The sequence below is a fragment of the Lonsdalea populi genome, assembly GCF_015999465.1.
GTDB lineage: Bacteria > Pseudomonadota > Gammaproteobacteria > Enterobacterales > Enterobacteriaceae > Lonsdalea > Lonsdalea populi.
Window position 1 is genome coordinate 664,027 of sequence record NZ_CP065534.1, and the last position, 24,582, is coordinate 688,608.

At 53.9% G+C, this 24,582-nt stretch carries 20 protein-coding genes, 2 tRNA genes and 4 rRNA genes; 20 read left to right on the plus strand and 6 right to left on the minus strand.

The window, feature by feature from the left end:
- Positions 1-61: 61 nt before the first annotated feature.
- The 12 genes from cysG to rpoS all read left to right on the plus strand — a co-directional run bounded on the left by cysG (position 62) and on the right by rpoS (position 10,815).
- Entirely contained in the window at positions 62-1,483 is a 1,422-nt protein-coding gene (gene cysG, locus I6N93_RS03060) for a siroheme synthase CysG (protein WP_085686194.1), read from the plus strand.
- Between the two features lie 11 nt (positions 1,484-1,494).
- Positions 1,495-2,403, plus strand: coding sequence for a sulfate adenylyltransferase subunit CysD (gene cysD / locus I6N93_RS03065; protein WP_085686193.1), 909 nt, complete (start codon positions 1,495-1,497; stop codon positions 2,401-2,403).
- An 11-nt stretch (positions 2,404-2,414) separates the two neighbouring features.
- A complete protein-coding gene (cysN, locus tag I6N93_RS03070; protein ID WP_085686191.1) occupies positions 2,415-3,842 on the plus strand; it encodes a sulfate adenylyltransferase subunit CysN in 1,428 nt (475 codons plus the stop codon).
- Between the two features lies 1 nt (position 3,843).
- Entirely contained in the window at positions 3,844-4,467 is a 624-nt protein-coding gene (cysC, locus tag I6N93_RS03075; RefSeq protein WP_085686189.1) for an adenylyl-sulfate kinase, read from the plus strand.
- Between the two features lie 49 nt (positions 4,468-4,516).
- Complete coding sequence (locus I6N93_RS03080; RefSeq protein WP_085686187.1) at positions 4,517-4,858, plus strand: DUF3561 family protein; 342 nt, start codon at positions 4,517-4,519, stop codon at positions 4,856-4,858.
- A 181-nt stretch (positions 4,859-5,039) separates the two neighbouring features.
- Complete coding sequence (gene ftsB, locus I6N93_RS03085; RefSeq protein WP_085686185.1) at positions 5,040-5,378, plus strand: cell division protein FtsB; 339 nt, start codon at positions 5,040-5,042, stop codon at positions 5,376-5,378.
- Between the two features lie 2 nt (positions 5,379-5,380).
- Positions 5,381-6,100, plus strand: coding sequence for a 2-C-methyl-D-erythritol 4-phosphate cytidylyltransferase (gene ispD / locus I6N93_RS03090; RefSeq protein WP_085686183.1), 720 nt, complete (start codon positions 5,381-5,383; stop codon positions 6,098-6,100).
- A gap of 17 nt (positions 6,101-6,117) precedes the next feature.
- Positions 6,118-6,615 (plus strand): 2-C-methyl-D-erythritol 2,4-cyclodiphosphate synthase, encoded by a 498-nt coding sequence (gene ispF, locus I6N93_RS03095; RefSeq protein ID WP_085686181.1) that lies wholly within the window; start codon positions 6,118-6,120, stop codon positions 6,613-6,615.
- On the plus strand, positions 6,615-7,664 hold the full coding sequence (gene truD, locus I6N93_RS03100; RefSeq protein WP_085686328.1) for a tRNA pseudouridine(13) synthase TruD: 1,050 nt from the start codon (positions 6,615-6,617) through the stop codon (positions 7,662-7,664). The genes ispF and truD overlap by 1 nt, the downstream gene beginning before the upstream one ends.
- Before the next feature lie 108 nt (positions 7,665-7,772).
- Complete coding sequence (locus I6N93_RS03105) at positions 7,773-8,399, plus strand: protein-L-isoaspartate(D-aspartate) O-methyltransferase (RefSeq protein ID WP_085686179.1); 627 nt, start codon at positions 7,773-7,775, stop codon at positions 8,397-8,399.
- A 257-nt stretch (positions 8,400-8,656) separates the two neighbouring features.
- Positions 8,657-9,769 (plus strand): murein hydrolase activator NlpD, encoded by a 1,113-nt coding sequence (gene nlpD / locus I6N93_RS03110; protein ID WP_085686177.1) that lies wholly within the window; start codon positions 8,657-8,659, stop codon positions 9,767-9,769.
- A gap of 53 nt (positions 9,770-9,822) precedes the next feature.
- Positions 9,823-10,815 carry an RNA polymerase sigma factor RpoS gene (gene rpoS, locus I6N93_RS03115; protein ID WP_085686175.1) on the plus strand — a complete coding sequence of 331 codons (993 nt, stop codon included), beginning with the start codon at positions 9,823-9,825 and terminating at the stop codon, positions 10,813-10,815.
- Between the two features lie 71 nt (positions 10,816-10,886).
- Here rpoS and proS read toward each other — a convergent pair whose 3' ends face one another.
- From proS to metN, 6 genes are all read right to left on the minus strand, one after another.
- The gene (proS, locus tag I6N93_RS03120) at positions 10,887-12,605 is read right to left on the minus strand and encodes a proline--tRNA ligase (RefSeq protein ID WP_085686173.1); all 1,719 of its coding nucleotides are present in this window, start codon (positions 12,603-12,605) and stop codon (positions 10,887-10,889) included.
- Between the two features lie 116 nt (positions 12,606-12,721).
- Complete coding sequence (gene tsaA / locus I6N93_RS03125; RefSeq protein ID WP_085686171.1) at positions 12,722-13,429, minus strand: tRNA (N6-threonylcarbamoyladenosine(37)-N6)-methyltransferase TrmO; 708 nt, start codon at positions 13,427-13,429, stop codon at positions 12,722-12,724.
- Positions 13,426-13,836 (minus strand): Rcs stress response system protein RcsF, encoded by a 411-nt coding sequence (rcsF, locus tag I6N93_RS03130; protein WP_085686170.1) that lies wholly within the window; start codon positions 13,834-13,836, stop codon positions 13,426-13,428. The genes tsaA and rcsF overlap by 4 nt, the downstream gene beginning before the upstream one ends.
- Before the next feature lie 113 nt (positions 13,837-13,949).
- Positions 13,950-14,765 (minus strand): MetQ/NlpA family lipoprotein, encoded by an 816-nt coding sequence (locus tag I6N93_RS03135; protein WP_085686168.1) that lies wholly within the window; start codon positions 14,763-14,765, stop codon positions 13,950-13,952.
- Positions 14,766-14,829: 64 nt separating this feature from the next.
- The gene (locus tag I6N93_RS03140) at positions 14,830-15,483 is read right to left on the minus strand and encodes a methionine ABC transporter permease MetI (RefSeq protein WP_026739261.1); all 654 of its coding nucleotides are present in this window, start codon (positions 15,481-15,483) and stop codon (positions 14,830-14,832) included.
- Positions 15,476-16,507, minus strand: coding sequence for a methionine ABC transporter ATP-binding protein MetN (metN, locus tag I6N93_RS03145; protein WP_085686166.1), 1,032 nt, complete (start codon positions 16,505-16,507; stop codon positions 15,476-15,478). Before metN ends, I6N93_RS03140 begins: the two co-directional genes overlap by 8 nt.
- Positions 16,508-16,689: 182 nt before the next feature.
- Between metN and gmhB the strand changes: the two genes are divergently transcribed.
- The 8 genes from gmhB to I6N93_RS03185 all read left to right on the plus strand — a co-directional run bounded on the left by gmhB (position 16,690) and on the right by I6N93_RS03185 (position 24,496).
- Positions 16,690-17,262 (plus strand): D-glycero-beta-D-manno-heptose 1,7-bisphosphate 7-phosphatase, encoded by a 573-nt coding sequence (gmhB, locus tag I6N93_RS03150; RefSeq protein WP_085686164.1) that lies wholly within the window; start codon positions 16,690-16,692, stop codon positions 17,260-17,262.
- 361 nt (positions 17,263-17,623) lie between these two features.
- A 16S ribosomal RNA gene (locus tag I6N93_RS03155) occupies positions 17,624-19,166 on the plus strand.
- A 137-nt stretch (positions 19,167-19,303) separates the two neighbouring features.
- Positions 19,304-19,379 (plus strand) — tRNA-Glu (locus I6N93_RS03160).
- A 224-nt stretch (positions 19,380-19,603) separates the two neighbouring features.
- A 23S ribosomal RNA gene (locus tag I6N93_RS03165) occupies positions 19,604-22,510 on the plus strand.
- Between the two features lie 110 nt (positions 22,511-22,620).
- Positions 22,621-22,736 (plus strand): 5S ribosomal RNA (gene rrf, locus I6N93_RS03170).
- Positions 22,737-22,752: 16 nt separating this feature from the next.
- A tRNA-Thr gene (locus I6N93_RS03175) sits at positions 22,753-22,828 on the plus strand.
- Positions 22,829-22,874: 46 nt separating this feature from the next.
- A 5S ribosomal RNA gene (rrf, locus tag I6N93_RS03180) occupies positions 22,875-22,990 on the plus strand.
- Together the 16S, 23S and 5S rRNA genes with 2 tRNA genes alongside form the textbook arrangement of a ribosomal RNA operon.
- A gap of 207 nt (positions 22,991-23,197) precedes the next feature.
- Entirely contained in the window at positions 23,198-24,496 is a 1,299-nt protein-coding gene (locus I6N93_RS03185) for an MFS family transporter (protein ID WP_085688243.1), read from the plus strand.
- Positions 24,497-24,582 lie beyond the last annotated feature (86 nt).

Genomic DNA, 24,582 nt, shown 5'->3' on the forward strand with positions numbered 1-24,582 from the left:
TTACGCTTACCCCCTCGTTTTATAGTCCCATTATCACTTTTTTATCTTAGTAAAGGCTTCTGTGAACTATCTCCCTGTATTTGCCGATCTACGGCAGCGCCCCGTGCTGGTGGTAGGCGGTGGCGAAGTGGCCATGCGTAAAATCACGCTGCTACTGCGGGCGGGCGCAGAGGTCCGGGTGGCTGCGCGCGAGCTGTGCTCCCTGCTTGATGCTTTGCAGCAGGACGGAAAGGTGACCTGGATTGCCCGTGAGTTCAGCCCTGAACTACTGGACCCGGTGTTCCTGGTCATTGCGGCCACCGACGATGCTAAGCTCAATGAAACAGTCTCAAAGGCCGCGGATCGTCGGCAAAAACTGGTCAACGTGGTCGACGATCAGCCAAAATGCTCCTTTATTTTTCCGTCGTTAATTGACCGGTCTCCGCTGATGGTGGCTATCTCGTCCAGCGGCGCGGCGCCGGTATTGGCGCGCCTGCTGCGAGAGAAGCTGGAGGCGCTGCTGCCCTCCCGTTTAGGGCAGATGGCTGAGCTGGCGGGCAACTGGCGTAGCCGAGTCAAACAGCAACTGCCGACGATAACCGGCCGACGCCGGTTCTGGGAACGCCTGTTTGACAGTCGCTTTGCCTCACTGGTGACGTCGGGAAAACTGACTGAAGCCGAGGACGCGCTGGAAAAACAGCTGATGGAGCCGCAGAACCTGCAAGGCGAGGTATCTCTGGTGGGCGCGGGGCCGGGCGACGCTGGCCTTCTGACGCTACGCGGACTGCAGGTGATCCAGCAGGCGGACGTGGTGTTGTACGACTCTCTGGTGAGTGCGGACGTGCTGGAGCTGGTTCGACGCGACGCCGAGATGATTTGCGTCGGTAAACGCGCCAGCGCGCATCTGATGCCGCAGGACGAGATCAATCAGCGGCTGGCGACGTTGGCGCAACAGGGCAAACGGGTCGTTCGCCTGAAGGGTGGCGATCCCTTTATTTTCGGTCGCGGCGGCGAGGAGTTGCAGCATGTGGCTAAGGCGGGCATCCCCTTCCAGGTGGTACCGGGCGTGACGGCCGCGGCGGGCGTCACCGCCTATGCGGGGATCCCGTTGACCCATCGGGACTATGCGCAAAGTGTGGCCTTTATTACCGGACATCACCGCGTGGACGGCAAAGCGCCGGACTGGTCTACGCTGGCCCGTGAGCGGCAGACGTTGGTGATTTACATGGGTACGATGAAAGCGGCGGACATTAGCCGTCAACTGATAGAAAACGGGCGATCCGCAGAAACGCCGGTCGCCGTTATCAGCCGCGGTACCTGCCGGGACCAGCAGGTGCTGACCGGCACATTACAACAGTTGGAACCGTTGTCTCAGTTGGCGGCTACACCGGCATTACTGGTGATTGGCGAGGTGGTGAATTTGCACGAGCAAATCGCCTGGTTTGGAGATCATTCGCGGGTGTCGGCCTCAGAACGTCGGCCAACAGTGGTGAATTTGGCTTAAGGTACGATTTTATGGACGAGAAAAGACTGACGCATCTGCAACAGCTTGAGGCAGAAAGTATTCATATCATTCGCGAAGTCGCGGCGGAGTTCAGTAATCCGGTGATGATGTACTCCATCGGCAAAGACTCCTCGGTGATGCTGCATCTGGCGCGCAAAGCTTTCCATCCCGGCTCGCTGCCGTTCCCGCTGTTGCATGTTGATACCGGCTGGAAGTTTCGCGAAATGTACGAGTTTCGCGACCGCACGGCCAAGGCTTACGGCTGCGAACTGCTGGTACACCGCAACCCGGAAGGGGTCGCGATGGGGATCAACCCGTTCGTGCACGGCAGCGCGAAGCATACCGACATCATGAAGACCGAAGGGCTGAAACAGGCGCTGAACAAGTATGGCTTTGATGCGGCCTTCGGCGGCGCACGCCGCGACGAAGAAAAATCGCGCGCCAAAGAACGTATCTACTCGTTCCGTGACCGCTTCCATCGCTGGGATCCGAAAAACCAGCGACCCGAGCTATGGCGCAATTACAACGGTCAGATCAACAAGGGCGAAAGCATCCGCGTTTTCCCCTTGTCCAACTGGACGGAGCTGGATATCTGGCAGTACATCTTCCTCGAAAAAATCGACATCGTCCCGCTGTATCTGGCTGCAGAGCGCCCGGTGGTTGAACGCGACGGTATGTTGATGATGGTTGATGACGACCGCTTCGAACCGCAGCCGGGGGAAACCATCATCCAGCGTATGGTGCGTTTCCGCACGCTGGGATGCTGGCCGTTGACGGGCGCGGTGGAGTCGCAGGCGCAAACTCTGCCGGAGATCATCGAAGAAATGTTGGTCTCCACCACGAGCGAGCGTCAGGGACGGATGATCGACCGCGATCAGGCCGGGTCGATGGAGCTGAAAAAACGTCAGGGATATTTCTGAGGAGTTGCTGCATGAATCATGATATTGCCAAACAGATCGCCGAGCAGGGCGGCGTCGAGGCCTATCTGCTCGCACAACAGGATAAAAGCCTGCTGCGCTTCCTGACCTGCGGCAGCGTTGACGACGGTAAAAGCACCCTGATCGGCCGTCTGCTGCATGATACCCGCCAGATCTACGAAGATCAGCTATCCACGCTGCACAATGACAGCAAACGGCTGGGAACACAGGGTGAAAAGCTGGATTTGGCTTTGCTGGTCGACGGCCTGCAGGCTGAGCGCGAGCAGGGGATCACCATTGACGTCGCCTACCGCTATTTCTCTACCGAGAAGCGTAAATTCATCATTGCCGACACCCCGGGGCATGAGCAATACACGCGTAACATGGCGACTGGCGCATCCACCTGTGAACTGGCGATTCTGCTGATCGATGCCCGAAAAGGCGTGTTGGATCAGACTCGCCGTCATAGCTTCATCGCGACACTGCTGGGCATCCGTCATCTGGTGGTGGCGGTCAACAAAATGGATCTGGTCGACTATCAGCAGTCGGTCTTCGAACAGTTCAAACAGGACTACCTGGACTTCGCACAGCAGCTGCCGGCGGATCTTAATGTGACCTTCGTTCCGCTCTCCGCGCTGGAAGGGGATAATGTGGCGATGGCCAGCACTCAGATGAGCTGGTATAGCGGCCCCACGCTGCTGGACGTGCTGGAGACGGTGGATGTCGCGCCGCACAGCCTGTCGCAGCCTCTGCGTTTCCCGGTGCAGTACGTCAACCGGCCCAACCTGGATTTCCGTGGCTATGCGGGGACGGTGGCGTCCGGCGTGGTCCACGTCGGCCAGCGCGTTAAGGTACTGCCTTCCGGCGTTGAATCGGCCATTGCCCGCATCGTGACGTTTGACGGCGATCTGCCGCAGGCGCGGGTCGGCGAAGCGGTGACGCTGGTGCTGGAAAAGGAAATCGATATCAGCCGTGGCGATCTGATCGTGGATCATGCGGAAACGCTGGAAGCGGTGCAGAGCGCGTTGGTGGATGTAGTGTGGATGGCGGAACAGCCGCTGATCGCCGGGCAAAGCTACGACATCAAAATAGCGGGCAAAAAGACGCGGGCGCGAGTCGAAAACATTCAGTATCAGGTTGAAATCAATACGCTGACCCAGCGGGTGATCGAGTCGTTGCCGTTGAACGGCATCGGGCTGGTGGCGCTGACTTTCGACGAACCTCTGGTACTGGATCGCTATGCGCAAAACCACGTCACCGGCGGGATGATCTTTATCGACCGCCTGAGCAATGTCACGGTGGGAGCGGGTCTGGTACGTGAAGGCATCGAACAGACCTATGAAAAGCCTGGCGCCTATAGCGCGTTTGAGCTGGAGCTGAACGCGCTGGTGCGTCGCTATTTCCCGCATTGGGGTGCGCGCGATCTGCTGGGAGGGAAATAAGGTGTCTGAATCGCACTCCCTACCGCCTGCGAATGAAAACGTGGTATGGCATCCTCACGCGGTGACGCGTGCGGATCGTGAGCGTCGCCACGGCCACCGCGGCGCGGTCATCTGGTTTACCGGGCTGTCCGGCTCGGGGAAATCAACATTGGCGGGGGCGCTGGAACAGGCGCTCTACGCCGCTGGCGTCAGCACCTATTTGCTGGACGGCGACAACGTCCGGCATGCTTTGTGTCGCGATTTAGGGTTCACGGACGACGATCGGCGCGAGAATATCCGCCGGGTAGGGGAGGTCGCCAGGCTGATGGTGGACGCCGGTCTGGTGGTGCTCACCGCCTTTATTTCGCCGCATCGCGCCGAGCGGCAGATGGTGCGCGATTTGCTGGGTGATGCGGCGTTTATCGAAGTGTTCGTCGATACGCCGCTGGCGGCGTGCGAGGCGCGCGATCCCAAAGGCCTGTATAAAAAAGCCCGCGCCGGCGAGCTGACGAATTTCACCGGCATTGACGCGATATACGAAGCGCCCGAGCACCCGGAAGCGCATCTCGACGGCGAACAATTGGTAACAGATTCGATCGCTCAACTGTTAGCGATGCTGCGCCGTCTGGCTATCATAGACGCTTAACCTTCCAGTTGAGCGTTGCCAAACGCGTTGTGCCGGGAACACGAGTCGTATGGGAAAAACAGTACAACGTGTCACGCTACTGCCGCATCGTCAGATCCATCCTCCTTCACAGGAAACGCTGGTGTCTTACCCCAGCCTTGGGGCAATAGCCGGTTTCTGTTTCTACTGGCTGGCGTTTGCGCTCTCCTTCTGGCTATACGGCCTCAATGCCACACGGCTACTCATGCTTTATACCTGGCCGCTATTTCTGGCGTTGTTGCTCCTGTGCGTACTGGTGGGCATGTTGTTTGGCCTGCTGTGGCAGCGTCGGGTTGTGCGAATGCTGCTGTGCTGCGGGGGGGCCGTTCTGTTTAGCTTCTGGCTGGTTTTTTCGGTAATTTCAGGCTGGTAGGCTATGATTCATAGCCGGACGGCCTCTGCGCCGTGCTTCTGCCACAGGAACTTTTCTCCCTTCTGACGCGTATGTCCGGTGTTGTGAAGCGCCTGTGCCGGATTGTATTCAGCAATTGCGTCCGCGCAGTGGAGTCCTGATAAAAGTTATGGGATGATGAGTCGGCTTTTCAGGGGGCGGGATGGGAAAACTTACGCTGTTATTATTGGTACTTCTGGGCTGGCTGCAATATTCGCTCTGGCTGGGAAAAAACGGTATTCACGACTTGGTGCGGGTGAAGGACGGCGTTGCCGTTCAGCAGGCCAGCAATGCCAAGTTGAAATCCCGTAATGAACTGCTGTTCGCCGAAATCGACGATCTCAATGGCGGGCAGGAAGCCATCGAGGAGCGCGCGCGTAACGAACTAAGTATGATCAAACCCGGCGAATCCTTCTATCGTCTCGTGCCAAACCCGTCGGGCCATCAGACCAACTCGACCTCTACCTCCCCCCAACCTTCCTCTTACCCGACCCCACGCTAGGTATGTTGACTCTGAAAGACGACCTGTCTGAAGTGATTGCCGTATTGCCTGCCGCTGGAAACGGCAGCAGAATGCAGGTCGATCGCCCGAAACAATATTTGAACATCGGTAACAAAACGATTCTGGAACATACGTTGGACGCGCTATTTCAGCATCCGCGTATCCGTAGGGCCATCATCGCGATCAGTCCTGATGACGACTATTTTCAAACGCTGCCGCTGGCGTCCGACCCTCGCATTCAGGTCGTGCAAGGCGGGCGGCAAAGAGCCGACTCCGTGCTGGCCGGTCTTCAGCAGGTTCAGGGTGTAGAATGGGTACTGGTGCACGATGCCGCTCGCCCATGCCTGCATCCGGACGATTTGGCCCGTTTGCTGGAACTGACCTCGCAAAGCGACGTCGGAGGCATTCTGGCTGCGCCGGTGCGTGATACCATGAAGCGCAGCAATGCGCAGGGCGATATCGAACATACGGTAGAGCGGAATGCGCTCTGGCACGCCCTGACCCCACAGCTGTTCCCGCTGATGCTGCTGAAAAACAGCCTCGAACACGCGCTGTCCGAAGGGGCTGAGATTACCGATGAGGCGTCGGCATTAGAGTTTTGCGGTTACCATCCTCAGATCGTCAGCGGACGGGCGGATAACATCAAAGTCACCCGTCAGGAAGATCTGGCGCTGGCGGAGTTTTATCTGACTCGTAACCTTAAAAATCAAACTATTGTATAAATAAAGGAGCGTGTGCGATGCGTATCGGTCACGGTTTTGATGTCCATAAATTCGGTGGCGAAGGCCCGCTGGTGCTCGGTGGCGTAAGAGTTCCCTACACGCAAGGTTTGCTGGCGCATTCCGACGGCGACGTGGTGTTGCATGCCGTCACCGACGCGCTGTTGGGCGCCGCCGCGCTGGGCGATATCGGCAAACTGTTTCCTGATACCGACCCCGCCTTTAAGGGCGCGGACAGTCGCGAGCTGTTGCGAGAAGCCTGGCGCCGTATCGCTGAGAAAGGTTATCGCCTGGGAAACGTGGACGTGACCATTATCGCTCAGGCGCCGAAAATGGCGCCGCACATCCCGCAAATGAGAGTCAATCTGGCGGAAGATCTTCAGTGCCACATGGATGACGTCAACGTCAAAGCGACGACCACCGAGCAGCTAGGGTTTACCGGACGCGGCGAGGGGATCGCCTGTGAGGCGGTCGCGCTATTGCTGAAAAGCGATGCGTCGGGAGTGGTGGCATGGTGATGGAAACCTCTCATGAGCTTTACTGGATGCACGGTAAGCCTGCCGCAAGCGGCGTACTGAAAGCGTCGGCAGAAGACTTTGAGGTGATTGAAGATCTCGGATTCCAGCCTGATGGCGACGGCGAGCATGTGCTGGTCCGGGTGCGTAAACGGGGCTGCAATACGTCTTTTGTCGCCGAAGCGCTGGCAAAGTTCGCCCGTCTACCGGCCCGCGCGGTCAGCTATGCAGGTATGAAAGACCGCCATGCCGTGACCGAACAATGGTTCGGCCTGCATATGCCCGGCAAAGCCGACCCGGACTGGCGGACTTTCGAGCTGGAAGGATGTGAAATTCTGGAAACGGCTCGTCACCGCCGTAAGCTGCGCATCGGTGCCTTACAGGGGAACGCTTTCACGCTGGTGCTCCGTCAAATCAGCGACAGGGCGGAAATCGAGACGCGCTTACAACGCATATCCGAACTGGGCGTGCCTAATTATTTCGGCAGCCAGCGTTTCGGCCGTAACGGCAATAACCTTGAGCAGGCTCGGCGCTGGGCGAACAATGAGATTCGCGTGAAAGAACGTGGTAAACGTAGTTTTTATCTTTCGGCCAGTCGTAGTGAGCTGTTTAACCGTGTCGCCAGCGCTCGCCTGACGCAAAAGCTGGAAAAAACCGTATTGAACGGCGATGCGCTGCAGTTGACCGGTCGCGGTAGCTGGTTTGTTGCACATACTGACGAGCTGGAGACATTGCAACGGCGTGTCGATGAACACGAGCTGCAGGTGACGGCGCCGTTGCCAGGCGACGGCGAACCAGGTACGCAGGCTGAAGCGCTGGCATTTGAATTGTCCTGTCTGGAGGAGAACGATCTGTTATTGTCGCTGCTGCGCCGGGAGCGGCTGGAGCCGGCGCGTAGAGCCATACTATTGTATCCACAGCGCATGGCATGGTCATGGCAGAATGATGACGTTGTCAGCGTACGTTTCTGGTTGCCATCAGGCTGTTACGCTACCAGCGTGGTGCGAGAGCTGATGCAGGTTGAAGAGCAGGAGTTTGATAGCGGTATGTAGCGGTGTTCTGATCGCGACGGAGATAACTACGCTGTGACAGGAGCGAGCTCCTGCCCGAGCAGCACAAACAACGTTGATGAGGTTAGCCAAAGCTGGGGTTTGCGGGGAATGGTGAACAAACGCGTGCAGACATTGCTGGAACAGTTGAGTCGGCAGGGAATTAAGGATGAACGCCTGTTACAGGCGATGGCCGCCGTACCGCGGGAACGCTTCGTCGACGAAGCCTTTGAACATAAAGCCTATGAAAATACGGCGTTGCCCATTGGCTCTGGACAGACGATTTCTCAGCCTTATATGGTCGCCAGAATGACCGAATTACTGCGCCTGACGCCCGTATCCCGCGTTCTAGAGATTGGCACGGGTTCCGGTTATCAAACCGCCGTGCTGGCGCACCTGGTGCAGCACGTTTGCTCTGTGGAGCGCATCAAGGGACTTCAGTGGCAGGCTAAACGTCGTCTCAAGCAGCTCGATCTGCATAATGTGTCTACGCGGCATGGCGACGGTTGGTTGGGGTGGGCGTCAAAAGGGCCTTTCGACGCCATTATCGTCACGGCAGCGCCGCCGGAGGTTCCCGTTGCGCTGATAGAACAGCTGGATGAAGGCGGCATCATGGTATTGCCGGTCGGTGAAGAGCAGCAAACGCTCAAGGTGGTTCAGCGCAACAATGGAGAGTTGATTATTCAAACCGTTGAGGGGGTTCGCTTTGTGCCGCTGGTCAAAGGCGAACTGGCCTGACTCTTTGCGATGGGCTCATGCCCGCCTTAAAATTTCAATACAACTATCTTATGGTACTAATTTGTTGATATTGCTAGCATCAACGAATGGTGCTGTCTCTGGTGGCTGCCGGTGTCCATTTCGTTAACGAGTACCGCGGCGCATTGCTGAGTTTATTGAGGAATGACAGAGTTCCTACTCTTGGCAATATTGCCAATTTTCGAGACAGCTGGCGACATTTAACGAGTCAATTTTGGGTCATAAGGGGGATTCGGCGCATGGGGAGCCAAATGATGAACTGGCGTCAGCTCGCAGTATGTACGGCAATTGCTCTGGGGCTGACGGGCTGCGCCGACGGTAACGATCAGCCTGCCTCGATCAGCAGCGTAGGCGATGGCGGCAACGCCTCTAGCCGTAGCGGCGCAATCGCTTCACCGCCACGCCTCTCTTCATCGGCGAATTCACGACCTGTCGCTGCCGTCAGCATGCCGGTCACATCCGCTCCGGTTGCTTCGCAGGGCGGTAAAATTGTTTATAACCGCAGCTATGACGCGATTCCCAAGGGAAGCTATACCGGGAATACCTATACCGTAAAACGCGGCGATACGCTGTTCTATATTGCTTGGATTACGGGTAACGACTACCGCGAGCTGGCGCAGCGCAATAATATCCCAGAACCTTACAGTCTGAATGTCGGGCAGAGTCTGGCGTTGGGCAATAATATGAACGCGAGCGCAGGGCAAGGCATGGCGGTTGCCAGCGTGCCTTCAGGCCCAGTCATGACCACCTCCAGTTCGCGCAGCGGACACATGCTTCCCGCCAATGCGGCGGCCGGCGGTGTTTCTCAGCCGCAGAACAGTACGCAAATACAAACTTCACAGGTTGATTCCACTTCAACTAATGCGTATTCTGCAAATTCGGGTAAACAGAATGTGGGTAAGATGTTACCTGCTACAGGAGCCGCAGCTTCCGCTCCTGCTACCGAACCAACTCCGGTACCTAGCAGCAGTAATGCCGCTATTACTGGTTGGCGTTGGCCTACAGATGGGAAAGTCATAGATAATTTCTCAGCCTCTGAGGGGGGGAATAAAGGGATTGATATCGCTGGCTCACGTGGGCAGACCGTGGTTGCTACCGCCGGAGGGCGTGTGGTGTACGCGGGCAATGCTTTGCGCGGTTACGGGAATCTGATAATCATCAAGCATAATGATGACTACCTGAGCGCCTATGCCCATAACGAAACCATGCTGGTCCGGGAACAACAAGAGGTTAAGGCGGGACAACAAATAGCTACCATGGGTAGCACCGGAACCAGTTCAGTACGCTTGCATTTTGAAATTCGTTACAAGGGGAAATCCGTAAACCCGCTGCGTTTTATTCCGCAGCGATAAATCGGGCAGAGTGCTTCGGTATTCTGCCAAGGGATCACGGGTAGGAGCCGCTTATGAGCCAAAGTACGCTGAAAGTTAACGAGTTACATGAAGATACTGATTTCGACGAGAATAGGCTTGACGTATTTGACGATAAAGCGCTGGCAGAGGAAGAAACCAGTGACAATGACTCTTTAGATGATGAGTTATTGTCACCAGTTAGCACCCAGCGCGTCTTAGATGCTACTCAACTCTATCTGGGAGAAATTGGTTATTCGCCTCTTTTAACCGCCGAAGAAGAGGTTTATTTTGCCCGGCGAGCGCTGCGTGGTGACGTATCATCACGTAAACGTATGATCGAGAGTAACCTGCGGTTGGTGGTGAAAATCGCCCGTCGCTATAACAATCGGGGACTAGCTTTGTTGGACCTGATTGAAGAAGGGAACCTTGGTCTGATCCGAGCCGTTGAGAAGTTTGACCCGGAAAGAGGGTTTCGTTTTTCAACGTATGCAACCTGGTGGATCAGGCAAACTATAGAGCGGGCAATAATGAATCAAACCCGCACCATCCGTTTACCGATTCACATTGTCAAAGAACTTAACGTTTACCTGCGCACAGCACGCGAGTTATCCCATAAGCTAGATCATGAGCCTAGTGCGGAAGAGATTGCCGAACAGCTCGATAAACCAGTTGATGACGTGAACCGTATGTTGCGTCTGAACGAACGTATTACTTCCGTTGACACGCCGCTGGGCGGAGATTCTGAAAAGGCGTTGCTGGATATTCTGGCCGATGAGAAAGACAACGGTCCTGAGGACACTACGCAGGATAACGATATGAAGCAAAATATCGTTAAATGGTTGTTTGAACTCAATGCCAAACAGCGAGAAGTTCTGGCTCGTCGCTTCGGCCTTCTGGGCTATGAAGCAGCTACGTTGGAAGATGTTGGTCGTGAAATTGGTCTGACTCGTGAACGCGTGCGTCAGATTCAGGTTGAAGGGCTGCGTCGTCTGCGTGAAATCCTGCAAATGCAGGGGCTCGATATTGAAGAGCTGTTCCGTGCATAACCACCACTAACGGTGATGAGAATAAAAAATGGTGGGTTCCCCACCATTTTTTGACTGAAACTGGAACGTGATTAACGCATAACCTGCGAGAGCAGGAAATCCACCACTTCATCCGTCTTAATCAACTGTTTCTCACCCTGACGACGGTTCTTGTACTCGATATCATTGTTGTCCAGGTTACGATCGCCAATAACGATGGTGTGAGGAATACCAATAAGTTCCATATCTGCAAACATCACTCCAGGCCGTTCTTTACGGTCATCCATCAACACTTCCACGCCATTGTCGCGCAGTTGCTGATAAATACGTTCCGCCACTTCTTTAATGCGGAAGGATTTGTGCATGTTCATCGGCAGGATGGCTACCTGGAACGGTGCAAGCACGTCTGGCCAGATAATGCCGCGATCGTCGTGGTTTTGTTCAATTGCAGCGGCAATCACGCGGGAGATACCGATACCATAGCAGCCCATCGTCAGCGTCTGGTTTCGGCCGTCTTCGCCCTGAACCGTCGCCTTCATGGCTTCTGAGTATTTGGTACCAAGCTGAAAGATATGGCCGACTTCAATACCGCGTTTTATCTGCAGCGTGCCTTTGCCGTCTGGGCTCTGGTCGCCTTCAACAACTTTACGTAGATCGGCAATCTGCGGCAGCGCAACGTCCCGCTCCCAGTTGATGCCGAAATAGTGTTTGCCGTCGATGTTGGCACCCGCGCTGAAGTCGCTCATCACTGCAACGGTTCTGTCAATGACGACAGGCAAGGGAAGGTTGACCGGACCCAGCGAACCCGGACCTGCTTTCACCAACGCGCGAATCTCTTCTTCCGTGGCGAAGGTCAGCGGGCTGGCGACCAGCTCCAACTTTTCGGCCTTCACTTCGTTCAGTTCATGATCGCCGCGAACCAGCAGAGCTACCAGCGAATGAGCGCTTTCTTCCGTCGCTTTCACAAGCAGCGTTTTAACTGTTTTTTCTACCGGAACGTTGAACTGTTCGACCAGCTCGGCGATGGTTTTGGCGTTGGGCGTTTCTACCAGCGTCATGTCTTGCGTCGGCGCGGCGCGTTCAACGTGTGGAGCTACCGCTTCGGCTAACTCGATATTCGCGGCGAAGTCGGATTCAGTGGAAAAGACGATATCGTCTTCACCGCATGCGGCCAGTACCTGGAACTCGTGAGACGTACTGCCGCCAATAGAACCCGTATCCGCCTGAACGGCGCGGAAGTTCAGATCCATTCGGCTGAAGATTTTGGTGTACGCCGAATACAGCGCATCATACGTTGTCTGCAGTGATTCCAGGGAGGTATGGAAAGAGTAGGCGTCTTTCATCAGGAATTCGCGCGCGCGCATGATACCGAAGCGCGGACGTACTTCGTCACGGAACTTGGTCTGGATCTGATAAAAGGTCAGCGGCAGCTGTTTATACGAGCTGATCTCATTTCGCACCAGATCGGTAATGACTTCTTCATGCGTCGGGCCCAACACAAACGGACGTTCGCCGCGATCGGCGAAGCGCAGCAGCTCGGGACCATACCGCTCCCAACGACCACTCTCCTGCCACAGGTCCGCAGGCTGAACGACAGGCATCGAAATTTCGATGGCTCCGGCGCTGTTCATTTCTTCGCGCACGATATTTTCGACTTTTTTCAAAACCCGCAAACCCGTTGGCAACCAGGTATAGAGACCTGAGGCGAGTTTACGAATCATTCCTGCGCGCAGCATCAGCTGATGACTGATAACCTCGGCGTCGGCGGGCGTCTCCTTTTGAGTGGAGAGCAGATATTGACTTGTACGCATGGTGTTGTAGGTCCGTAAGAACGATAAGTGGCGTGGGCCGATGGGGCCTGAGCACAAATAAAAAGTGGCTTAGTTTACCAGCGAGGAACGTTCCCCAAAAGAGATGCAGACGTTTTTTAACGGCTATCCAGGCATATTACTTCTGTTTGACCGCCGGTCACCCTCCAGCGCACGTTGAATTCCAATAATAGCGCGGCATATTCCTTCTCATCACTGCTCGTTTTGCGATAGGCCGGACGTGGATCCTGTGCCAATACCTGCGTGATGAAGCGGCGTAACTGGGGATAGCGATTGCTCCATGCGATCAGCTGTTGTTCCGCCAGAGGAGAAAATACCACGGGCATGTTTGCGTCCGGCGCACAGGTCGCAAAACCGGCTTGTGCCTGTGGCTGGCTCTCGGCGAAGGGAAGGTAGGGTTTAATATCGATCACAGGCGTGCCATCCACCAGGTCCAGGCTACCGAGTTCCAGCACCAGCTCGTGCTTGTCGGCTCGCATGCCTTTCAGTTCCACCAGAGACATCCCGACAGGGTTGGGACGAAACGTAGAACGGGTGGCAAAGACGCCCATTCGCGTATTGCCTCCCAGACGAGGGGGGCGCACCGTGGGACGCCAGCCTGCAGACGCCGTCTGATGAAAAACGAACAGTACCCATAGATGGCTGAAGTCGGAAAGCCCGCGCACAGCTTCCGGTTGGTTGTAGGGCGGCAGCAGGTGTAGTTCACCTCCACCATCTTCAATTAGACCCGGTTGTCGAGGGACGGCAAACTTCTCTTTATAAGGGGAGCGGATAACACCGACCTGATCGAAGGAGAACTCGCTCATTGAGAGGAGACTTTCAGCGCAGTGCCTTCACAGATAGCCTGGCGATAGCAGCTGTCGACATCGCTCACAATCTGGCACTCATGCAGCAGCACCGCATTCGCTTTCAGGCTTGTCGCCCGGCTTTGTAATCTTTTTCTTGCTGTGGCGATGCTCGGCTGAGGATCCTGCGCCGTTGCCTGGCATGAGGAACCGGAGACTTCGCCCATATCGTGGAAAGGTTTTCCTACCAGCTCTTCAGCACTTTTATACAGAACGGCAGGTGTCGCCGGGGGAGCCGGTTTGGTTTTCGGTGTTGTTTCAACGGCTGACGGTGTCTCGGGCTGGGATGTGGTAGGCGTAATCGATTTGTGTAGCAGAGAACATCCTGTCAGCGACAGCGATAACATTACAATGGGCATGGCACGCATAGCTTTTCCTCTGGCTTTCTTAAGTGCGCTTATTGAAGCAAGCTACGCGAAAAATAACAAGACGGGCCGTGGCCCGTCAGTAGGATATTTTATCGTTTCATGCAATGGGGTACTTACCAGCCTTTGACAGCGCCGCCATTAAACGTTTTCAACGCGGCCTGATGCACTTCATCAGACTGGTAAGCGCTGACGAACTTCTTCACGTTTTCCGCATCTTTATTATTTTCACGGGCGACCAGTAGATTGACGTATGGAGAGTCTTTATCTTCTACAAACAATCCGTCTTTGGTCGGCGTCAGGTTGATTTGGCTGGCGTAAGTGGTATTGATAACGGCCAGGGTGATCTGGTCGTCATCCAGCGAGCGCGGCAATTGCGGCGCTTCCAGTTCTACCAGCTTCACATGTTTCGGGTTTTCGACGATGTCCAGAGAGGTCGGCAACAGCCCAACATTGTCTTTCAGTTTGATCAGCCCCTGTTTTTGAAGCAGCAGCAGGGAACGGCCCAGGTTGGTCGGGTCGTTAGGAATGGCGATTTGCGCGCCGTCCTGCAGTTCGCTCAGAGATTTGATCTTTTTCGAATAGCCTGCGATGGGGTAAACGAAGGTGTTGCCGACGGACACCAGTTTATAGCCGCGATCTTTGATCTGCTGATCCAGATAGGGTTTGTGCTGGAACGCGTTCAGATCGATGTCGCCCTTGCTCAACGCTTCGTTGGGCAGAACGTAATCGTTGAAGGTGACCAGCTCAACGTCCAGACCGTATTTTTCCTTGGCCACTTTCTGGGCTACTTCCGCGACCTGCTGTTCGGCACCTACAATGACGCCGACCTTAATATGGTTAGGATCCTTTTCTTCCTGTCCGCATCCTGCCAGCGCCAGAGCACCAACCAATGCGCCTACTGCGGCAATAGATTGCAATTTCATAGCCATATTCCTTACCTCTGCTTAACAGTCTTGTTATCACGCACTTTCAAGGTGCATGGCAATGGAACAATTACTTGCGAGTGACAGCCCGAACTGCGCGATCGCCGCAGAATTGAATGATAAAAACCAACACAACCAACAGTACTAATACCGTATTCATCACCGTGGAGTTATAGCCGACATAACCATACTGATAACCGATTTGTCCCAGGCCGCCGGCGCCTACGGCACCCCCCATTGCAGAATAGCCCACCAGAGTAATCAACGTGATGGTAGCGGCGTTAATCAGGCCGGGCAGCGCTTCAGGCAGCAAGATTTTTTTGATGATTTGCATCGGCGTGGCTCCCATCGCCCGTGCGGCCTCAATCAACCCGCCGGGGATTTCCAACAACGCATTTTCCACCATACGGGCGATAAACGGCGCGGCGCCTACAGTTAGCGGTACGATCGCGGCCTGAAGACCAATAGAGGTGCCGACAATCATGCGGGTAAACGGAATCATCCACACCAGCAGTATAATGAAGGGGATGGAACGGAAGATGTTCACGATGGCCGAAAGTGCCCGGTAAAGCTTGGGGTTGGCAATAATCTGTCCCGGACGCGTTATATAAAGAAGCACGCCGACAGGCAGTCCCAGTACGAAACCGAAAAAGCCTGAAACCAGGGTCATCACAATTGTTTCCCATACGCCGCGGGCCATTAACCACATCATGGCTTCAGACATAACCGAGTACCTCTATATTTGCGTGGTTGTCTTGCAGGAATTTGATAGCTGCAGTGGTATCCGCTTCCGTGCCGGCCATTTCCGCCAGCATGATGCCGAACTTGACCCCGCCTGCGTAATCCATCTGCGCACTGATAATATTGTTGTTTACGTTGAAGCGCCGTGCGATTTCAGACAGCAGCGGAGCATCAACAGACTGACCGGTAAATTCCATGCGCAGCAGAGGAATAGTGCCCTCATGAGGCGTTGGCGTCAGGCGAGCGATATAGTCGTCCGGAATATCCAGATGTAATGTTGAATGAATGAACTTCTGAGCCAGCGGTGTTTTGGGATGAGAGAACATCTGTCCGACGGTGTCTTGCTCAATCAGACGCCCTTCACTAATGACGGCAACCTGATCGCAGATGCGTTTCACGACATCCATTTCGTGGGTGATCAACAGAATGGTCAACCCCAAGCGGCGATTGATATCTTTCAGCAATTCCAAAATCGCGCGAGTCGTGGCCGGGTCCAGCGCGCTGGTGGCTTCATCGCATAACAGAACCTTGGGATTGCTGGCCAACGCGCGGGCGATTGCGACGCGCTGTTTCTGGCCTCCAGACAGGTTGGCGGGATACACATCGTGCTTATCCGACAACCCAACCAGCTCCAGCAGTTCATCGACGCGCTGCTTGATCTTGGCGGACGGCAGATTGTCCAGCTCCAGCGGCAATGCGACGTTACCGAATACGGTGCGTGATGAAAGCAGATTGAAATGCTGGAAAATCATGCCGATTTGGCGGCGTGCGCGCGTCAACTGGCTATTTGATAACGCCATTAAATCTTGTTCAGCGACCAGAACTGTTCCTGAGGTGGGACGCTCTAGCAGGTTAATGCAGCGGATCAAGGTGCTTTTACCCGCGCCAGAAGAGCCGATGACGCCATAGATTTGGCCCGCCGGAACGTGCAGCGTCACGTCGTCAAGCGCTGTGATGGCTCGACCGTTTTGCTGGAAAATCTTTGTAATATGAGAAAGTTTTATCATGAGTTCTATCAATAGGGGCCGCGGGCCGATGAATAACACTTACTTATACTGACCATTTGTTGTCGGGATGCTAAGGCGTCTAGACGTCCAAGTCAATCGAGATTGTCACTCTGCTATCATTCTCTCCAGCGGCGAAAACTGCGATACTACGGCGCAATTTTTTCTAGTGGGAGCAAAGTAAAGTGGCAGCCAGCGTTCCAGCAATTTTTCTCGACCGCGACGGCACGATTAATGTCGATCACGGTTATGTACACGAAATCGATCAGTTTCAGTTCATCGACGGCGTTATCGATGCGCTGCGCGAGCTGAAGTCCATGGGATTTGCCTTGGTGCTGATTACCAATCAGTCGGGTATCGCGCGCGGCAAATTCACGGAAGACCAGTTTATGCAATTGACCGAATGGATGGATTGGTCATTGGCCGATCGCGGGGTAGACCTGGACGGCATCTATTTCTGTCCGCATCATCCGGAAGGTTCTGAAGAAGAGTATCGCCAGACGTGCGACTGCCGGAAACCACAGCCGGGTATGCTGAAATCTGCCCAAGAGCATCTGCACATCGATATGGCTTCTTCTTATATGGTCGGCGACAAAGTCGAAGATATGCAGGCAGCCGCAGCTGCAGGGGTAGGAACTAAAGTCCTCGTACGTACGGGTAAACCGGTGACGGAAGAGGGAGAAAAACTGGCTGATTGCGTGATAGAGAGTCTGGCAGACCTGCCAAAAGCCATAAAAAGCATAAAAAACAAGCGTTGAGTCTGAAAAACGAGCGTATAACAAAAAAGATTAAAAAGGGGTTGTGCAACCCGGAGAGATCCCTATAATGCGCTCCCACTGACACGGCGAAGCGGACAACGCGGCGCGGTGACAGTCGGAGAAAGACGAAGAAAGTCGTTGACTCTGAACGAGGTAAGCGTAATATACGCGGCCTCACGTTAGCCGCTTAGGCGGAAACGAAACGCTCTTTAACAATATAATCAGACAATCTGTGTGGGCACTCACAAGACACTATCGCAAAAGATACGAAAAAGTCTTGAAGAGTGAACAACAGTTAATTCATTACGAATCAACAGTAAAATTCTTTGAGCATCGCTATTAAGTTAGCAAATCAAGCTTTTAATTGAAGAGTTTGATCATGGCTCAGATTGAACGCTGGCGGCAGGCCTAACACATGCAAGTCGAGCGGCAGCGGAAGGGAGCTTGCTCCCTTGCCGGCGAGCGGCGGACGGGTGAGTAATGTCTGGGGATCTGCCCGATGGAGGGGGATAACTACTGGAAACGGTAGCTAATACCGCATAACGTCGCAAGACCAAAGTGGGGGACCTCAGGGCCTCACACCATCGGATGAACCCAGATGGGATTAGCTAGTAGGCGGGGTAAGAGCCCACCTAGGCGACGATCTCTAGCTGGTCTGAGAGGATGACCAGCCACACTGGAACTGAGACACGGTCCAGACTCCTACGGGAGGCAGCAGTGGGGAATATTGCACAATGGGGGAAACCCTGATGCAGCCATGCCGCGTGTATGAAGAAGGCCTTCGGGTTGTAAAGTACTTTCAGCGGGGAGGAAGGCAGTGAACTTAATACGTTCGCTGATTGACGTTACCCGCAGAAGAAGCACCGGCTAACTCCGTGCCAGCAGCCGCGGTAATACGGAGGGTGCAAGCGTTAATCGGAATGACTGGGCGTAAAGCGCACGCAGGCGGTTTGTTAAGTCAGATGTGAAATCCCCGAGCTTAACTTGGGAACTGCATTTGAAACTGGCAGGCTAGAGTCTTGTAGAGGGGGGTAGAATTCCAGGTGTAGCGGTGAAATGCGTAGAGATCTGGAGGAATACCGGTGGCGAAGGCGGCCCCCTGGACAAAGACTGACGCTCAGGTGCGAAAGCGTGGGGAGCAAACAGGATTAGATACCCTGGTAGTCCACGCTGTAAACGATGTCGACTTGGAGGTTGCGGTCTTGAACTGTGGCTTCCGGAGCTAACGCGTTAAGTCGACCGCCTGGGGAGTACGGCCGCAAGGTTAAAACTCAAATGAATTGACGGGGGCCCGCACAAGCGGTGGAGCATGTGGTTTAATTCGATGCAACGCGAAGAACCTTACCTACTCTTGACATCCAGAGAACTTGGCAGAGATGCCTTGGTGCCTTCGGGAGCTCTGAGACAGGTGCTGCATGGCTGTCGTCAGCTCGTGTTGTGAAATGTTGGGTTAAGTCCCGCAACGAGCGCAACCCTTATCCTTTGTTGCCAGCACGTAATGGTGGGAACTCAAAGGAGACTGCCGGTGATAAACCGGAGGAAGGTGGGGATGACGTCAAGTCATCATGGCCCTTACGAGTAGGGCTACACACGTGCTACAATGGCGCATACAAAGAGAAGCGAACTTGCGAGAGTAAGCGGACCTCATAAAGTGCGTCGTAGTCCGGATTGGAGTCTGCAACTCGACTCCATGAAGTCGGAATCGCTAGTAATCGTAGATCAGAATGCTACGGTGAATACGTTCCCGGGCCTTGTACACACCGCCCGTCACACCATGGGAGTGGGTTGCAAAAGAAGTAGGTAGCTTAACCTTCGGGAGGGCGCTTACCACTTTGTGATTCATGACTGGGGTGAAGTCGTAACAAGGTAACCGTAGGGGAACCTGCGGTTGGATCACCTCCTTACCGAAGTGAAGTGCTAGTGAAGTGCTCACACAGATTGTCTGATGAAGAAGCAAGAGCAAAAGCGCACCTGTTGATGATGAGTCTCTGACTCATGCTGATGCGGAACGATTGAGCCTGAGGGTTGAGTCGGATTTCGTGTCCCCATCGTCTAGAGGCCTAGGACACCGCCCTTTCACGGCGGTAACAGGGGTTCGAATCCCCTTGGGGACGCCATACCGATAATGAGTGAAAGGCATTATCACCTGAATATCTTAAAGATGACTTTAACGAGTCGTGTTTAAGATATTGCTCTTTAACAATCTGGAACAAGCTGAAATTTGAAACGATGCGGCTGAACATCTCTCTGCGTGCAGTATTGAGCGGTGATTTGGTTGCGTCAGAGTCTCTCAAATAATCGCAGCGTGAAGGGTGTCTTACGAGACACCTTCGGGTTGTGAGGTTAAGTGACTAAGCGTACACGGTGGATGCCTAGGCAGTCAGAGGCGATGAAGGGCGTGCTAATCTGCGAAAAGCGTCGGCAAGGTGATATGAACCGTTATACCCGACGATACCCGAATGGGGAAACCCAGTGCAATCCGTTGCACTATCATGTCATGAATACATAGTGGCATGAGGCGAACCGGGGGAACTGAAACATCTCAGTACCCCGAGGAAAAGAAATCAACCGAGATTCCCCCAGTAGCGGCGAGCGAACGGGGAGGAGCCCAGAACCTGAATCAGTTTGAGTCTTAGTGGAAGCGTCTGGAAAGTCGCACGACAGAGGGTGATAGTCCCGTACACGAAGAGGCATGAGCTGTGAGTTCGACGAGTAGGGCGGGACACGTGTTATCCTGTCTGAATATGGGGGGACCATCCTCCAAGGCTAAATACTCCTGACTGACCGATAGTGAACCAGTACCGTGAGGGAAAGGCGAAAAGAACCCCGGCGAGGGGAGTGAAATAGAACCTGAAACCGTGTACGTACAAGCAGTGGGAGCATCCTTCGGGGTGTGACTGCGTACCTTTTGTATAATGGGTCAGCGACTTATATTCTGTAGCAAGGTTAACCGCATAGGGGAGCCGCAGGGAAACCGAGTCTTAACTGGGCGTTAAGTTGCAGGGTATAGACCCGAAACCCGGTGATCTAGCCATGGGCAGGTTGAAGGTTGGGTAACACTAACTGGAGGACCGAACCGACTAATGTTGAAAAATTAGCGGATGACTTGTGGCTGGGGGTGAAAGGCCAATCAAACCGGGAGATAGCTGGTTCTCCCCGAAAGCTATTTAGGTAGCGCCTCGTGAAGTCATCTTCGGGGGTAGAGCACTGTTTCGACTAGGGGGCCATCCCGGCTTACCAACTCGATGCAAACTGCGAATACCGAAGAATGTTATCACGGGAGACACACGGCGGGTGCTAACGTCCGTCGTGAAGAGGGAAACAACCCAGACCGCCAGCTAAGGTCCCAAAGTCATGGTTAAGTGGGAAACGATGTGGGAAGGCCCAGACAGCCAGGATGTTGGCTTAGAAGCAGCCATCATTTAAAGAAAGCGTAATAGCTCACTGGTCGAGTCGGCCTGCGCGGAAGATGTAACGGGGCTAAACCATGCACCGAAGCTGCGGCAGCGACGCTTAGGCGTTGTTGGGTAGGGGAGCGTTCTGTAAGCCTGCGAAGGTGGCCTGTGAGGGCTGCTGGAGGTATCAGAAGTGCGAATGCTGACATAAGTAACGATAATGCGGGTGAAAAACCCGCACGCCGGAAGACCAAGGGTTCCTGTCCAACGTTAATCGGGGCAGGGTGAGTCGACCCCTAAGGCGAGGCCGAAAGGCGTAGTCGATGGGAAACAGGTTAATATTCCTGTACTTGGTGTTACTGCGAAGGGGGGACGGAGAAGGCTGGGTTATCCGGGCGACGGTTGTCCCGGTTTAAGCGTGTAGGTGGGTGTTTTTGGTAAATCCGGAACACCGTTAACACTGAGGCGTGACGACGAGTCACTACGGTGATGAAGTAACCGATGCCAAGCTTCCAGGAAAAGCCTCTAAGCTCCAGGTAACACGAAATCGTACCCCAAACCGACACAGGTGGTCAGGTAGAGAATACCCAGGCGCTTGAGAGAACTCGGGTGAAGGAACTAGGCAAAATGGTGCCGTAACTTCGGGAGAAGGCACGCTGGCGTTGGTGAAGGGACTGGCTCCCGGAGCTGATACCAGTCGCAGATACCAGCTGGCTGCAACTGTTTAATAAAAACACAGCACTGTGCAAACACGAAAGTGGACGTATACGGTGTGACGCCTGCCCGGTGCCGGAAGGTTAATTGATGGGGTCAGCCGCAAGGCGAAGCTCTTGATCGAAGCCCCGGTAAACGGCGGCCGTAACTATAACGGTCCTAAGGTAGCGAAATTCCTTGTCGGGTAAGTTCCGACCTGCACGAATGGCGTAATGATGGCCAGGCTGTCTCCACCCGAGACTCAGTGAAATTGAACTCGCTGTGAAGATGCAGTGTACCCGCGGCAAGACGGAAAGACCCCGTGAACCTTTACTATAGCTTGACACTGAACCTTGAGCCTTGATGTGTAGGATAGGTGGGAGGCTTTGAAGTGTGGACGCCAGTCTGCATGGAGCCGACCTTGAAATACCACCCTTTAATGTTTGATGTTCTAACGTGGGCCCCTGAACGGGGTTGCGGACAGTGTCTGGTGGGTAGTTTGACTGGGGCGGTCTCCTCCCAAAGAGTAACGGAGGAGCACGAAGGTTAGCTAATCCTGGTCGGACATCAGGAGGTTAGTGCAAAGGCATAAGCTAGCTTGACTGCGAGAGTGACGGCTCGAGCAGGTGCGAAAGCAGGTCTTAGTGATCCGGTGGTTCTGAATGGAAGGGCCATCGCTCAACGGATAAAAGGTACTCCGGGGATAACAGGCTGATACCGCCCAAGAGTTCATATCGACGGCGGTGTTTGGCACCTCGATGTCGGCTCATCACATCCTGGGGCTGAAGTAGGTCCCAAGGGTACGGCTGTTCGCCGTTTAAAGTGGTACGCGAGCTGGGTTTAGAACGTCGTGAGACAGTTCGGTCCCTATCTGCCGTGGGCGTTGGAAGATTGAGGGGGGTTGCTCCTAGTACGAGAGGACCGGAGTGAACGCACCACTGGTGTTCGGGTTGTGATGCCAATTGCATTGCCCGGTAGCTAAGTGCGGAAGAGATAACCGCTGAAAGCATCTAAGCGGGAAACTTGCCCCGAGATGAGTCTTCCCTGGGACTTCGAGTCCCCTGAAGGGCCGTTGAAGACGACGACGTAGATAGGCTGGGTGTGTAAGCGTAGCGATACGTTGAGCTAACCAGTACTAATGACCCGAGAGGCTTAACCTTACAACACCGAAGGTGTTTTAGAGAGACGAGAAGAAGTTCAGCTTGTTTGCAGATTGGTTCTGGTGGTTGCACGGAGAGCGTGTGTAACGATTGGAATGAAACAGAATTTGCCTGGCGGCGATAGCGCGGTGGTCCCACCTGACCCCATGCCGAACTCAGCAGTGAAACGCCGTAGCGCCGATGGTAGTGTGGGGTCTCCCCATGCGAGAGTAGGGAACTGCCAGGCATTAAAATTTTGGTGCGCTGATATGGCTCAGTTGGTAGAGCGCACCCTTGGTAAGGGTGAGGTCCCCAGTTCGACTCTGGGTATCAGCACCACCTCTTAAATAAAGAAAGATGTTCGGCAAAGAATTTAAAAGATTTGCCTGGCGGCGATAGCGCGGTGGTCCCACCTGACCCCATGCCGAACTCAGCAGTGAAACGCCGTAGCGCCGATGGTAGTGTGGGGCCTCCCCATGCGAGAGTAGGGAACTGCCAGGCATCAAACAAACGGAAAGCCTCTGGTTAACGCCAGGGGCTTTTTCGCGTCCGAATACCTAAAATCATCCATAAATTTAACTTATTTGACCACTGTAATTAACGATAAATCATTAAGTGTATACATTATTCTTTGCCTGCAAACGGGATCCTGTTTTACTGTAGATATGTTGGATAGTTGTGTCCTACGAACAGGAGAGAAAAAACTGTATGACGGGAAATATAAATTTAAAAACATTAATGCCCGGTGAAAATGACTCTCGACAGAGGATCAAGGCAATTGTGGGAGCATCATCAGGGAATTTGGTAGAGTGGTTCGATTTCTACGTATATTCATTTTGTTCTTTATATTTTGCTCATATCTTTTTCCCCTCAGAAAATCCGACTACGCAGCTTCTGCATACCGCGGGTGTGTTTGCTGCCGGTTTCTTGATGCGCCCGATCGGGGGATGGTTGTTTGGATACATTGCCGATAAATATGGACGCAAAACATCAATGCTTATCTCTGTATGTATGATGTGTTTTGGGTCATTGGTTATCGCCTGTCTGCCCGGTTATGACACCATCGGTACCTGGGCACCTTTACTGTTATTATTCGCCCGCCTCTTTCAGGGATTGTCCGTTGGTGGTGAATATGGCACCAGTGCCACTTACATGAGCGAAGTTGCGATTGAAGGACGTAAGGGATTTTTTGCCTCCTTCCAATATGTCACGCTGATTGGCGGTCAGCTACTGGCTCTTTTGGTTGTCGTCATATTGCAACACACCATGCCTTCTGAGAGTTTGTACGCTTGGGGATGGCGTATTCCATTTTTCATTGGTGCCATTTTGGCTATCGTTGCCTTATTCTTGCGTCGCTCGCTTAATGAAACCTCTGATAAAGCTTCTCGCTCACATAAAGACGCAGGTTCTTTGCGTGGGTTATGGAATAACCGCAAAGCATTCCTGATGGTCTTGGGTTTTACCGCAGGTGGGTCGCTTGGTTTCTATACCTATACCACTTACATGCAAAAGTATCTCGTCAACACCTCTGGCATGGCACCTGAAGTGGCGAGTGGTCTGATGACGTTGGCCCTTTTCGTTTTCATGTTGTTGCAGCCGCTGTTCGGACATCTATCCGACAAGATTGGACGCCGCAATTCGATGCTGTGCTTCGGCGCATTAATGGCGTTGTTAACGGTGCCTATTCTGTCGCTTCTTCAAAACGTTACCAACCCGGTGATCGCTTTTCTGCTAGTTTTGCTGTCATTGACTATTGTGAGTTTTTACACGGCAATCAGCGGGATTTTGAAAGCGGAAATGTTTCCCCCAGAAGTTAGAGCGATGGGCGTTGGCCTGTCGTATGCGGTAGCGAACGCTTTGTTTGGCGGCTCCGCTGAATACGTTGCACTTTCACTGAAGTCTTTAGGGTCGGAAAATGCCTTTTTCTGGTATGTATCGGCCATGGGTGCGATCTCATTTATAGTCTCTTTGGGACTACATCGTAAAGGCCAAGGCAAGACACTTTAACTCTGTATGAGTCAAATGTTCCACAAGGCCTATTAACGTTACCGGAAGGTCATCGTTTCCCGCGTCTCTTTGGCGCGGGAATCTAC